Below are 12,413 nucleotides of genomic sequence, written 5' to 3'. Positions count from 1 at the left end.
CGCTGCGCTGTGGAACGTAGACTTTGGTCAACAATAATTCTATTCTGGACGCCCAACGTAGTCAGGAGTCGCAGGATGCCATCCCCTAAGTCTGAACACGCAGGATCTGAGAAAAACGGGTCTGACCAGGAAGCAACAGACCAGGCGAATGCCGGCGACAGCCAGACCCCTGATAACCAGGCTTCACGCAACCGATCACCAAAGCCCCCAGGTGCCACCAACCGTCTGAAATCAGCTTTCATTGACCTGATGTTGAACTGGCCCAAACTGATCCTGACAGGGTTCCTGATTCTGGTGGCCTTACTGGGTTGGCAGTCACGTAACTTCGAAATTGATGCCTCACCTGACACCCTGCTGACGCAGGGCAACGAACTTTATATCCAGACGCAAGACGTGAATCAGCGCTACGCGCCGCAGGAGTTTCTGCTGCTGACGTACGAGCCCACGGCGCATCCGCTTTACTCTGAGCAGACCTTTGACAATGTCCGGGCGCTGACTGACGCCGTGCAGGCGATGGAGCGCGTTGAGTCGGTGCGCAACATGCTCAATGTGCCGCTGTTCGCCAATGTCGACACGGTCCGGGACGTCAGTGGCGATCTCGAAGACATGACCATCAATGCAGGTGAATTCACCATCGAGCAGATTCAGCAGGAATTTGCCGATCATCCTGTTTATGAGGATTTGCTGGTCAACAGCGAGCAGACCGCAACGGCATTACAGATTCTGTTTCGCAGCGATGAGCGGCTGCAGGAAATCAACGGTCGCATCAACGACCTGAACAGCGCATCGGTCGAACGAACGCTGAGCGACGAAGAAGAGCGGGAGCGACAGTCTCTGGTCGATGAGCGTGAGCCGCTTGAAAAGGCGCTTGAGGAAACGCGAATCGAAGAGATAGATCAGCTGCGTGCCATTGCAGCGGACTACGCTGACGAAGCCAATATCCGACTGGGTGGTGTGCACGTCATTGCCTATCAGCTCGTTGAGATCATCAGTAATGACCTGACAGTTTTTGGCGCCGCCATTGCGCTGATGATCTGTCTGGTGCTTTTGATTCTGTTCCGCAGTGTGCGCTGGATTCTGATCCCGGTAGTGTGCTGCATCTGCAGTGTGTTACCAACCATCGGACTGTTTGCGCTACTGGGCATGAAAGCAACGGTGATCTCGGCCAACTTTATTGCGTTACAGCTTATTCTGACGCTCGCCATCGTGATACACCTGATAGTTCAGTACCGTCAGTTTGCCGAAGGTGACAACAGTCTGACACAGCGAGAACTGGTGCGGGCGACGCTACAGGAAAAGATGGGCCCCTGTTTTTTTGCCGGCATCACCACCTCCGTGGGCTTTGCTGCGCTCATTTTCAGCGGTATACAGCCCGTCATATCCTTTGGCTGGATGATGATCACGGCCATGGCGGTGTCGATTGTGGTCAGCCTGATTCTGTTTCCGGTATTGATCGAGTTGTTGCCACGTGAAAAAGTTCGCAAGGACCTGTCGCCCCTGACAGGGCTGGTAAAACTGTTTCAGGCCATGGTGCTCAGATTCAGAGCGGTTGTTATTGTGTTGTGTCTGCTGATACTGGGTGTTGGCGTATCGGGCGCGATGCAATTGAGTGTGGAAAACAGCTTCATCAACTACTTCAAACCCTCAACCCAGATATACCAGGAACTGGCCTACATTGATCAGGAGTTCGGCGGTACCACGCCGCTGGATGTGATCTACCAGTTACCTGAACAACCCGATAATGCCGATATTGTGATGACTGCTGGCAGCGTACTGAGCATGCAGCAGATTCAGAATCGCCTGGAGCGATACGAGGCCACCGGTCGCATTCTGTCACCGGTCAACCTGACTGATCTGGCGCGCGAAGTAAACAACGACCGGCCGCTGACCGAATATGAACTGACCGCGCTGTACTGGATGATGGATGAATCGTTTCGAGACGACCTCATTGGTTCGTTTTTTAACGAAGACGACAATGAAGTCAGGTTCAATATCTGGGTGGAAGACCTGACCGAAGGGCTGAACCGTGCAGATTTACTGCAGAATGTAAAAAATGACATGTCAGAACTGGGTATCGACGAATCCGAGTATCAGTTGACCAGTCTGTTCATGCTGTATCAGGACATCATGCAGAAACTGGCGGACTCGCAGGTGACGACACTGGCTATTGTCTACATCGCCCTAACGCTGGCTTTCCTGCTGATATTTAAATCCCTGGGTGTGGCGCTGGTCGCCATTGCGCCTAATATAATGTCCACCGCAGCCATTTTTGGCGTGATGGGGTGGGTCGGGTTACCACTTGACCTGATGACCATTACCATCGCGGCGATTGTCATGGGCATTGCCGTGGATGACACCATACATTACGTGCATCGTTACCTGGCAGAATTGAAAAAAGAAGGGGATGCGGCAGAGGCGGTGAAACGATCGCATGCAACCGTGGGAATGGCGATGCTGTATACCAGTTTATTGATTGGTGCCGGCTTTTCAATGCTGGCGTTTTCAGACTTCGTACCCAGTGTGGTGTTCGGACTGCTGACAGCGCTGGCAATGTTGCTGGCGCTGCTGGCAGACCTGTGTTTGCTGCCGCTCCTGCTAAGCCGCTTTATCAAGCCAGCGGCTCAGCAGTAGCGCAAACACAGCGACTACTATCAATCAACTATCAAGTAGCGTCGTCGATCTCATCACCGACTTCTTCCATGGCTTCGTCTATGTTTTCGCCGGCTTCTTCAGCAGGGCCCTGGTCGCAAGCGGCCAAACCCAATACAGAAACTAAAAATAACAAATAAAGCTTAGTCATATATCCTCCTGGACATTAGTAAACAGTGTCGCCAAATACAGGTGGCTTCACTTTCCCTGCCAGTGTGACGCATGTCACAACTGGCTTGCAAAAAATCCATTTCTCTTTACGTCAGGTTGATCACTTCCTGATCATCCTTTTCGCATTCCTTTGCTTTGCGCAGTCCTTTGTTTAACACAGTCCATGTGTCAAACATCTAACAGTGTATCAAAAAGTCTCTACATCGGTGGTTTGCCGCGAACTGCGCGTGCAATCATTGCGACGATAAACAGAATGATAAAGATAAAGAACAATACTTCAGCAATACCAACTGCAGTGCCCGCTATACCTGTGAAACCAAGTAAGCCGGCGATAACGGCGATAATCAAAAACGTAATTGCCCAACTCAGCATATTGCTATCCTCCTGAGACACCTTGTGTCAGATGATTCCTTGTTGTACAAAATCATCATCGCAAAGTTCATACCAAAAAGCAAAGCCCCTAATTACAAGGCTTTACGAGCGAGCGGTCGGAAAAAAAGACAAAAAAGTGTCGTCCAAAACAGACACTTTCTCCCGGAAACTCCTAAGTCACTGGTAAGGATATCAAGGCATGTCGGGCCTGCCCGACGCTATTGTTAATGTACAGGGCAGGTCTCAGCGCATTGTGGCCCTGTCAGCCTGTAAAACTGCAAGAATATTATTTTCAACAAAGTCGTAAAGTTGTCGCAAATGGCTTGAACGACCGCTTCCGGGAGTGCTGTCGGAGGTTGTGACAATGACCAGATCGTATTCTTCGACGACTACAATCAGCTGTCCACCGTAACCCCAAGCCAGTGGTACCAACATGCCGGCCATCTCGCGAAGCCACCAGCCGTAGCCATAAAAACGTCCCTGACCTCGAGGTGATACTGCATGCGACTGATGTGAATTTTCCACCCACGCTTCCGATACAACCTGGGTGTTATTGTACTGACCGTTATTTAAGTAGAGTTCACCAAAGGCAAGCATCTGTCTTGGTGTGATCTCCATATCATTGCCACCAAAAAACACACCTTGTGGGTCCTGGCTCCAGTATGCCATACGGAAGCCCAGAGGCGAGGCCAGATGTTGTTGCGCAAATTCGCGCGTACTGACGCCCGTGGCCTCGGTGATAATGGCAGAAAGAATGTGGGTGCTGCCGGTACTGTAGATCATGTCAGAGCCAGGCTCTGACACGAATGGTTGTGATAAAGCGGTGTCCACCCAGTTTTCGCTGACCACCCAGCGGCCATAGTTGCGACCACTGGTACTTTGCAAGCCCGCCTGCATGGTCAGCAGGTCGCGAATTGTTAATGTCTGCCAGATCTCTGGTGACTGAGGATGAATAAATGAGGGGAAAAAAGTGGCGACAGATTCGTCAACACTGTTGATATAGCCCTTATCGATGGCGATGCCGATCAGCGCCGAGATCACGCTCTTGGAAGCCGACTTCATGTTCGCGGGCTGAGTGGCGGTACGGCCGCTATAGTACTGCTCCAGAATGCGTTCACCCTGATGGCTGATGAGGAGGCTGTGTATCCTGGGCAGGTTGCCCGCCTGTTGCGCCAGACGATCAGGGTCGAGAGCCTCGACAACGTCGGCACGCGCCATGGGCTGCGCCAGCACCTGGCTCTGCATGGACACGATCAACAGCGCTGAGCAAAGCGTGGACTGCAGCAGAGCGGGCCAGCGTCGTAGTGCAGGGAATGGCAATCCGGATATCGGTACAGTCAATGTTCGGCTCCTCGCAGAAAGTTGGCAGTATCGGGTATACGACTGCAGTCGGCATTTGGCTTGCTCAGGCGTCTAGTCAGTGAGCGCCCAGCCAAATTACGGTTTGTTGCCTCTGATGTCGCCTGCTATGCTATCACTCCAGAATCATCATGCCACGCCACTTAAGTCATTGCACATGTCCACTGTCAAATTCCCGATGCGCCTGGATAAACTCCTTGGCCACGCTACTGAACTGTCCCGCGAGCTCGCCCGTCGCGCCCTGCGAGCGAAACGGGTCACTGTTAATGGCGATATCGTCAAAAGCACCTCACTCAGCATCGCCGCAGACGATATCGTGCTGTTGGACGGCGAAGCTGTCATTCTGCGCGGTCCGCGCTACTTCATGCTGCACAAACCAATGGGATACGTCTGCGCCACCAGCGATGCCGATTACCCCACCGTGCTTGATCTGATGGGCGAGGACGGGTTTGATCTGACCATCGCCGGCAGGCTGGACAAGGATACCACCGGGCTGGTGTTGCTCAGTGACGACGGCCAATGGATACACAGTGTGATCTCGCCCCGTCGCGAGTGCATGAAAACCTACCTGGCCGACCTCGACGACAGCATTGACGCAACTGTGGTCGAACACTTCAGCCGGGGTGTCACGTTGCGCAATGAAGTCAAACCAACCAGGCCCGCGCTACTCAAAACGGTTCAGGGGCAACAGGTTGAAGTCAGCATCAGTGAGGGGCGCTACCACCAGGTTAAACGCATGTTTGCCGCCTGCGGCCGTCACGTAGAAAAACTGCACCGTGTCAGCATTGGCGGCATCGTGCTGGATGCCGCGCTGGCAGCGGGCGACTATCGCGAACTGACCCGGGACGAAATCGAGGCCGTGACCTCTTGAGCCTGTCAGCTGCGAAAGACCAGAATCTGAATCTGGTTCTGCAACTACTGGCGCCAGATGCGGCCGCTGCTGTGTCTGGAGGCGATCAAAAAACCCTGTGGATTGTTGACGAGAGCCTGCCAGTGACTTCCGTGATGACATTCCCCGGAGTTGACTCACTCACCGCGCTGACCAATCGTTATGATGTTTATACCGATCTGCAGGCCAAACAGGTCGATACGATTCTCAGTGATTTCGATTTTTCCACGCTCGGAAAATTCAGTCGTATTGTTTACCGCATATCCAAAGAAAAACTGGTGGCGCATCACTGCATCAATCAGGCCATCCGACACCTCGACGAAGGCGGCGAACTCATAATGATTGGCGGCAAGCAGGATGGGCTAAAATCAATCGCTAAAAACGCGGCGCAGACTTACGGTCAGAAAAGCAATACAAAAAAGGTCGGCAATACCTACCTGGCTACTCTCGCCCGACCGGCCAGCCTGAATGCTGAACAGCAGTTGCCGTGCAACGACTATGGCACATTGCGCCAGGTGGAACACAAAGGTGTCAGGTTCCATTCCAAACCGGGCGTGTTTGGCTGGGAGAAGGTCGACCGCGGCAGTGAATTACTGATCAGTGTGTTGCCGACCATCAAGCGCTATATGAAGTCTGTCGGCAGTGTGCTCGACCTGGGCTGTGGCTGGGGTTACCTGATGCTGGCCACAAAAGAGTGGGACGTGGAAACACGGTGCGCAACCGATAACAATATTGCCGCCGTCGACGCGGCGAAAAAGAATTTTGCCGATGCCGGGCTGAACGTTGATTGCGTTACCGATGACTGTGCCAGCGAGGTACGTGGCCGCTTTGATCTGATTCTGTGCAACCCGCCTTTCCATCAGGGCTTCGCCGTCAGCGATACTTTGACCGAAAAATTTCTGGCAGCGGCGACCCGGTTAAGTCGGCGTAGTACACGAGCCATATTTGTGGTCAACCAGTTTGTGCCGCTGGAAAAGCATGCCGGCAAGTATTTTTCCCAATGCCGGCTGCTACTGGCCGAAGACGGTTTCTGTGTTTATGAACTCAGGCCCTGATCAAGTGCCAACAGCCAATCAAGTGCCAACAGCGAATCAAGCGCCAACAGCCAGTCAAGTGTCCGCAGCCTGAGCGCGTGTCGGCAGTCTGATCGAGAACAACGCCGCCAACACAATCATGGCGCTGGAAATCCACAGGCACGCGGCCAGCCCCGCCGTCTGGTACACCCAGCCCGACAGTACCGTTCCCAACAATCGGCCCATGGCATTAGCCATATAATAGAAACCGACATCCAGTGACACGCCGTCGTCTCTGGCATAATTGATAATAAGGTAGCTGTGCAGCGCCGAATTGATGGCAAAGATAATGCCAAACACCATCAGACCGACGATGAGCACGCTCGCCGGTGTTAATGACACGTCATATCCTGCAGTCATCCCCAACGCAATCAGCGCCGGAATCGCTGCCAACAGGGATGCCCAGCGCAGCGCACTGCGCCCATCCGGTGCGCCCGTGTTGATGCCCGTCAGACGAGGTGCCAGCGCCTGCACTATGCCGTAGGCAATCACCCAGGCTGCAAGAAATCCACCCGTCTGCCAGTGATCCCAGTTCAGTGTTTGTGACAGGTACACCGGTAGCGCCACCACAAACCATACGTCACGGGCACTGAACAGAAACAGACGTGCGGCGGACAGACAGTTGATGGCCGGGCTTTTTGAAAAAATGTCACGGAACTTTGGTTTAAGCGATGCGCGTCCAAGGTCTTTTTTTAGCAGCATCAGGCTGCACAAGAACACCAGCAACAACCCAGCCGCCATGGCCAGCACTGCACCGCCGAACCCGATGGTTGTCAGCAGTGCGCCCCCCAGGAAAAAGCCGACCCCTTTTAACGCATTCTTGGAACCGGTCAGCAGTGCTACCCACCGGTACAGGCTGCGTTGTGCATCAGCGGGCACCAGCATCTTGACCGCACTCTTGGCGCTCATTTTATTGAGGTCTTTGGCAACACCGGACAACGCTTGCGCCGCCATCACCCAGGGCACGGTTAGCATCGCGGCCGGCACCAGCAGCATACCCAGCGCCAGAATCTGCAACAACAATCCCGCGTTCATGGTGCGGTTCAACCCGATACGCGCACCCAGCCAGCCGCCACATAGATTGGTGATGACACCAAAGATTTCGTAGAACAGAAACAGCATGGCAATCTGCAGGGGACTGTAACCCAGGCCATGAAAGTGCAATACCACCAGCATACGCAGGGCGCCATCGGTCAGCGTGAATGCCCAGTAGTTACCAGTTACCACCAGATACTGTTTGATATCGGCGGAGAGCTTCGCCAGCATGTCTTCAATCTCCGGGCGTCAGGCCGACTGGTCAATGTGGCCAATGTGTTCCGCCAGTTCAGCGGTACGGTTGGCGTAACCCCATTCGTTGTCATACCAGGCATAGACTTTAACCTGCGTATCGTTGACGACCATGGTCGACAGCGCATCAATGATGCTGGAGCGAGGATCGGTCTGATAATCAATCGACACCAGCGGTCGTTCTTCGTAGCCAAGAATATTTTTCAGCTCACCGCTGGCTGCTGTCTTGAACAATGCATTGACCGCCTCAGCGGTGGTGGGCGTTGCTACCTCAAACACGCAGTCGGTCAGGGAGGCGTTAGACAGTGGTACGCGCACGGCATGCCCGTTCAGCTTGCCTTTAAGCTCAGGAAAGATATGAGTGATGGCGGTTGCCGACCCGGTGGTGGTTGGTATCAGGCTGGAACCGCAGGCACGCGAGCGACGCAGGTCTTTGTGTGGCGCATCAAGAATGGTCTGGGTGTTGGTCACCGAGTGAATCGTGGTGATGGAGCCGTGTTTGATCCCCAGGGCTTCATGAATCACCTTGACGACCGGCGCCAGGCAGTTGGTAGTGCAGGATGCTGCTGTCACGATGCGGTGAAGCGCCGGGTCGTAGTCTTTATCGTTCACGCCCAGAACAACATTCAGCACGCCGTCTTCCTTGACTGGTGCGGTGACCACCACGCGCTTCACACCCTGGTCCAGATAGGCCTGCAGCAGCTTTGTGGTTTTCATTTTGCCCGACGCTTCGATAACCAGCTCACAACCGGACCAGTCGGTGTCGGCGATGGCAGTATTCTGGGTGACCCGGATACGCTGATCTTCGATGACAATAAAATCGCCGTCCTCGTTGTGTTCTGCACGCGCTTCATGGTGCCAGCGGCCATGCAGAGAATCAAAATTCAACAGATGAGCCAGTGTTTCGGCATCACCCGCCGGGTCATTGATACAGGTAATTTTCAGGATGTGACGATCCCAGGCCGCGCGCAGGGCCAGCCTGCCAATACGGCCGAATCCGTTAATGCCTGTGGTGAGTGCCATGGGTTTCTCCTGTCTGGGGTCATTGATAAACCGCTTTGGCGACTCTGCGCAGCACGGTGCCAGCCCGGATTCTGGCTACTGTTGCGTGCGGGTGTCAACAGTGGACCGGGTTTCGCGCAGTGTCCAGTCAATAAGCTCAGCGGCCATGGCGTCAGCCGCAATACCCAGCGCGCGCACGGCGGCCTGTGCCGAATTGTCGGCAATGGGTTCACGTGTCTGGAAACGCTGGCTGGCCACAATTTCCCGGCTGCGGGTGTCTATCAACAGTGCGTCGTAACGGATCGAGGCCTGCAGCACACCGTTGTCATATTCACTGTGCAGGGCGCGCAACGTGCCGCCCAGTTCAAACTGGGCCTGCAGGCCATCGCTGACGACACTGAGCTGGTCAATGCGGCCATCACGCCAGAAGGCATCCAACAGCCAGTCGCGCCACAGCGTTGGCACCGGTGCTGACCAGCGTGCGTTGGGGTAGGCTTCAAAACTGTTATCCGACGCCAGCACCAACAATCGGTTGCCATTGAGGGCATCGCTGGTGCCGGGTCGGTCCAGGCGCAGGCTGCGTACCGCATCGCCCTGGCCGTCAGTGGCAGCCGTGATAGTAGAAGGTGGCAGTTGATACAGCGCCACCACAGGGCGTTCAGGCAGAATCTGACAGGCACTCAGTGTGACGACAGCCAGAGCCAGCAACAGGCGTTTGATCATGGTGTAAACTCCCTGATATTGTCACCGCCCAGCACAAAGCCGGCGGGGTCAGCTTCCAGACGACTGACGATGTTACTGAAACTGTTCATGGTGTCGCGCAACTCGCGCATCGCGGGGTCCAGCTCGGTCAGACTCTGCATGCCAGTGGTCAGCGCCTGCGAGTTGTCATTCACCAATGCATCCAGGCGCAAGGTCAATTGCTCAATGTTGTTCATGGTCTGCGCCGCGCTTGCCAGCAGTGGTTCGGCGTAGTCCGACGTATGCTGGTCAAAGCGGGCAATCAACTGGCTGACATCCTGACCGGCGGTGATCATGCTCTGCAGACCTTCACGCAGGGTGTCCTGTTCCTGCGCCAAGGCCGTGGTTACCGTATCCAGGTTATCCAGTACCCGGGTGATGTAGGCAGCATTTTCTTCCGACAGGAGCCGGTTGGCACTGTCGAGCAGCGTGGTGACACTGACCAGCAATTCTTCGCTGTCGCCCCGCAGTCTGGCGAACGACGAAGGTTCAGCGGTGATCACCGGCACACCGCCGGAGACAGCAGTCAGCAACGGGCTTTCCGGAGTACCTTCGCTCAGTTCTATACCGGAGGCCCCGGTGATGTTAAGCAGCGTCAGGCGGGCCTGGGTATCGGTCTTGATGGGTGTCGAACCGGCCACCCGCACGCGCGCCCAGACCTGTCGCGGATCATCGGGGTCCAGAGTCAGTGATTCAACCTCGCCGACACCGATGCCATTGTACTGCACCGCGTTGCCGACACTCAGACCGCTGACGGCCTCACGGAAAACAATGTCATAGGTCTGGTAATTGCGTTCATCGCCGAAGCGGGTCATCCATAACACAAACAGCAGGATGGCAGCGCCTGCGATCAGCGTAAACAGACCGATCAGGATGTGGTGCGCCCGGGTCTCCATAGACTTGCCTCCAAAAATCGCCTGTTAAATAAAATACGCCTGATTCTGTGCTATTGGTGATGCGTCGGCGAAGCGCCGGTTCGTTCAACGGCCTGGAACGCCGATCGGCCTCGTGGGCCCTGAAAATAGTCCTGGATCCATGGATCATTGAGGTTGGCGACCACCTCAAGGCGATCTGCCACCAGCACTTTCTTCTGTGACAGAACGGCGATCCGGTCACAGGCAGTGTACAGGGTATCAAGATCATGTGTGACCAGAAAAACGGTCAAATTAAAGGCATCGCGCAAGGTCATCAACAGCTGATCGAAGGCTGCGGCACCAATCGGATCAAGGCCGGCGGTGGGTTCGTCCAGAAACAGGATGTCCGGGTCCAGTGCCAGCGCCCGGGCCAGAGATGCACGCTTGATCATGCCGCCGGACAGGTCTGACGGATACAGGTCGGCAGCATGCGCCGACAGTCCGGTCAGGGCAATTTTGACACGCGCGATTTCCCCTGCTTCCGTACGCGTCAATCCGGCATGTTCAATCAATGGTAGTGAAATATTCTCCAGCACCGTTAGTGAAGAAAACAGGGCGCCCTGCTGAAACAATACACCCACACGCTGTTCCAGCGCGGCGCGCTCGGCGGACGGCAAGGCCAGCAGATTTTTCCCGAACAGATTGATTTCACCAGCCGCAGGCGTCATGAGTCCCACAATTGATCGCAGCAGAACCGACTTGCCGGTGCCAGAGCCACCCACAACACCCAGAATTTCGCCGCGGCAGACATCCAGGTCAAGGTCCTGGTGCACCACATTGTTGCCAAATTGATTGCGTAAACCGCGTACTTTGATTATCGCTTCCGTCGAGGTCACCAGCCCATCTCCATAAAAAAGAGCGCCGCGATGGCATTGACCAGAATCACCACAAAGATCGATTGCACCACAGCCGAAGTGGTGCGCTCGCCCAGCGATTGCGCACTGCCGGCGACCTTGAAACCTTCCAGGCAACCAATCAATGCTATCAACACGGCAAAGAACGGTGCCTTGCTCAGACCCAGCAACAGATGTTTCACCGGCACTTCCTGAACAATGCCAATGTAGCGGGTCAGGCTGATGTCCAGCGTCAATACCGAGACCACTGCGCCGCCGGCAATACCCGACAGAATGGCCACAAACGCCAGCATCGGCAAGGTAATCAGCAATGCCAGCAGCCGCGGCAGCACCAGCATCTCAATGGCGCTCATGCCATGTACTTTTAAGGCATCCAGTTCTTCATTGACCTTCATTGAGCCAATCTGTGCGGTGAAGGCGCTGGCTGTGCGGCCGGCCAGCAGAATGGCGGCCAGCAACACACCCAGTTCCCGCATGAAGGCATACGCGACCAGATCCACCGTGTAGATGGTGGCGCCAAATTCAGTCAGCACGGTGGCACCCAGAAACGCAACCACGGCACCGACCAGAAAATTAAGTACCGCCACGATGGGGACTGCGTTCAGGCCGGCCTGGTGCATCTGTGCCACCAGCGCGGTCATGCGCCAGCGCCATGGACGCGGCAACAATGCAATCAGTGTCACCAGAGTCAGACCAAGAAAATTCAGAAACGCTATCAGTTGCTGCCAGCCACTGAGCACCTGCTGACCCAGTGCTGCCAGGCCGTCGCCAAAGCGGAAACCTCGTTGAGGCGGCTGCTCGCGCTGCTCCGCCATCGCGTCAGCAACGGCCAACAGCAGGGCCTGACGCTCCGCAGACAGTCCGGAGGTATGTGGCACCAATGCTCGCAGACGCTCCGCCCCCAGCAACTGCAGCAACACCGTCGCGCCAGCCGTATCCAATGCCGTCAATGCCTGCGCATCAATACGTTGCACCCGGTCGGGCGAGTCGATGTGCTGCGAGCGCAATTGCCGGTAATGTTTCAGGGTCCAGTCGCCGCCCAGTTGCAGGCAGGGTTCGGGCCCCGGTTGTAATAACAGCGTATGATTCATTTCAGAAATCG

12 protein-coding genes are annotated in these 12,413 nt (G+C 55.3%); 3 read left to right on the top strand and 9 right to left on the bottom strand.

The features are described 5' to 3' along the window. Positions 1-75 precede the first annotated feature (75 nt). Positions 76-2,631, top strand: coding sequence for an efflux RND transporter permease subunit (locus tag PHACT_RS08830; RefSeq protein ID WP_245730665.1), 2,556 nt, complete (start codon positions 76-78; stop codon positions 2,629-2,631). A gap of 31 nt (positions 2,632-2,662) precedes the next feature. On the opposite strand, the gene PHACT_RS16330 is transcribed toward PHACT_RS08830, so the two are convergent. The 3 genes from PHACT_RS16330 to PHACT_RS08820 form a co-directional block, all read right to left on the bottom strand. After that, positions 2,663-2,800 carry a hypothetical protein gene (locus tag PHACT_RS16330; protein ID WP_169819425.1) on the bottom strand — a complete coding sequence of 46 codons (138 nt, stop codon included), beginning with the start codon at positions 2,798-2,800 and terminating at the stop codon, positions 2,663-2,665. A 218-nt stretch (positions 2,801-3,018) separates the two neighbouring features. Next, on the bottom strand, positions 3,019-3,192 hold the full coding sequence (locus PHACT_RS08825) for a DUF1328 domain-containing protein (RefSeq protein WP_070117037.1): 174 nt from the start codon (positions 3,190-3,192) through the stop codon (positions 3,019-3,021). Between the two features lie 243 nt (positions 3,193-3,435). Further along, complete coding sequence (locus tag PHACT_RS08820; protein ID WP_139141489.1) at positions 3,436-4,533, bottom strand: serine hydrolase domain-containing protein; 1,098 nt, start codon at positions 4,531-4,533, stop codon at positions 3,436-3,438. A 175-nt stretch (positions 4,534-4,708) separates the two neighbouring features. Here PHACT_RS08820 and rsuA point away from each other — a divergent pair, with 175 nt between their 5' ends. Continuing rightward, the gene (gene rsuA, locus PHACT_RS08815; RefSeq protein ID WP_317622257.1) at positions 4,709-5,422 is read left to right on the top strand and encodes a 16S rRNA pseudouridine(516) synthase RsuA; all 714 of its coding nucleotides are present in this window, start codon (positions 4,709-4,711) and stop codon (positions 5,420-5,422) included. After that, a complete protein-coding gene (locus tag PHACT_RS08810) occupies positions 5,419-6,495 on the top strand; it encodes a methyltransferase (protein WP_083264466.1) in 1,077 nt (358 codons plus the stop codon). The genes rsuA and PHACT_RS08810 overlap by 4 nt, the downstream gene beginning before the upstream one ends. A gap of 54 nt (positions 6,496-6,549) precedes the next feature. Here PHACT_RS08810 and arsJ read toward each other — a convergent pair whose 3' ends face one another. The 6 genes from arsJ to PHACT_RS08780 form a co-directional block, all read right to left on the bottom strand. Beyond that, complete coding sequence (gene arsJ, locus PHACT_RS08805; RefSeq protein ID WP_070117032.1) at positions 6,550-7,779, bottom strand: organoarsenical effux MFS transporter ArsJ; 1,230 nt, start codon at positions 7,777-7,779, stop codon at positions 6,550-6,552. Positions 7,780-7,797: 18 nt separating this feature from the next. Next, the gene (locus tag PHACT_RS08800; RefSeq protein ID WP_070117030.1) at positions 7,798-8,823 is read right to left on the bottom strand and encodes an ArsJ-associated glyceraldehyde-3-phosphate dehydrogenase; all 1,026 of its coding nucleotides are present in this window, start codon (positions 8,821-8,823) and stop codon (positions 7,798-7,800) included. Between the two features lie 75 nt (positions 8,824-8,898). Continuing rightward, positions 8,899-9,525: an ABC-type transport auxiliary lipoprotein family protein gene (locus PHACT_RS08795; protein ID WP_070117027.1), complete on the bottom strand. Its 627-nt coding sequence runs from the start codon at positions 9,523-9,525 to the stop codon at positions 8,899-8,901. Then, positions 9,522-10,439, bottom strand: a complete 918-nt coding sequence (locus PHACT_RS08790) for an MlaD family protein (RefSeq protein ID WP_070117024.1) — start codon at positions 10,437-10,439, stop codon at positions 9,522-9,524. The genes PHACT_RS08795 and PHACT_RS08790 overlap by 4 nt, the downstream gene beginning before the upstream one ends. Positions 10,440-10,489: 50 nt before the next feature. After that, entirely contained in the window at positions 10,490-11,293 is an 804-nt protein-coding gene (locus tag PHACT_RS08785) for an ABC transporter ATP-binding protein (RefSeq protein WP_245730663.1), read from the bottom strand. Further along, positions 11,290-12,402, bottom strand: coding sequence for an MlaE family ABC transporter permease (locus PHACT_RS08780; RefSeq protein WP_070117022.1), 1,113 nt, complete (start codon positions 12,400-12,402; stop codon positions 11,290-11,292). The genes PHACT_RS08785 and PHACT_RS08780 overlap by 4 nt, the downstream gene beginning before the upstream one ends. Positions 12,403-12,413: the final 11 nt, after the last annotated feature.

Origin of the sequence: Pseudohongiella acticola, assembly GCF_001758195.1 — a bacterium.
GTDB classification, from domain to species: Bacteria; Pseudomonadota; Gammaproteobacteria; order Pseudomonadales; family Pseudohongiellaceae; genus Pseudohongiella; species Pseudohongiella acticola.
The sequence above is the reverse complement of the archived record's forward strand: the minus strand, read 5'-3'. Positions and strand labels throughout refer to the sequence as shown.

Bases quoted from the DNA above. Each gene is read 5' to 3' on its own strand.
- PHACT_RS08830 (WP_245730665.1), top strand. From the start codon at position 76: ATGCCATCCCCTAAGTCTGAACACGCAGGATCTGAGAAAAACGGGTCT.
- PHACT_RS16330 (WP_169819425.1), bottom strand. From the start codon at position 2,800: ATGACTAAGCTTTATTTGTTATTTTTAGTTTCTGTATTGGGTTTGGCC.
- PHACT_RS08825 (WP_070117037.1), bottom strand. From the start codon at position 3,192: ATGCTGAGTTGGGCAATTACGTTTTTGATTATCGCCGTTATCGCCGGC.
- rsuA (WP_317622257.1), top strand. From the start codon at position 4,709: ATGTCCACTGTCAAATTCCCGATGCGCCTGGATAAACTCCTTGGCCAC.
- arsJ (WP_070117032.1), bottom strand. From the start codon at position 7,779: ATGCTGGCGAAGCTCTCCGCCGATATCAAACAGTATCTGGTGGTAACT.
- PHACT_RS08800 (WP_070117030.1), bottom strand. From the start codon at position 8,823: ATGGCACTCACCACAGGCATTAACGGATTCGGCCGTATTGGCAGGCTG.
- PHACT_RS08795 (WP_070117027.1), bottom strand. From the start codon at position 9,525: ATGATCAAACGCCTGTTGCTGGCTCTGGCTGTCGTCACACTGAGTGCC.
- PHACT_RS08790 (WP_070117024.1), bottom strand. From the start codon at position 10,439: ATGGAGACCCGGGCGCACCACATCCTGATCGGTCTGTTTACGCTGATC.
- PHACT_RS08780 (WP_070117022.1), bottom strand. From the start codon at position 12,402: ATGAATCATACGCTGTTATTACAACCGGGGCCCGAACCCTGCCTGCAA.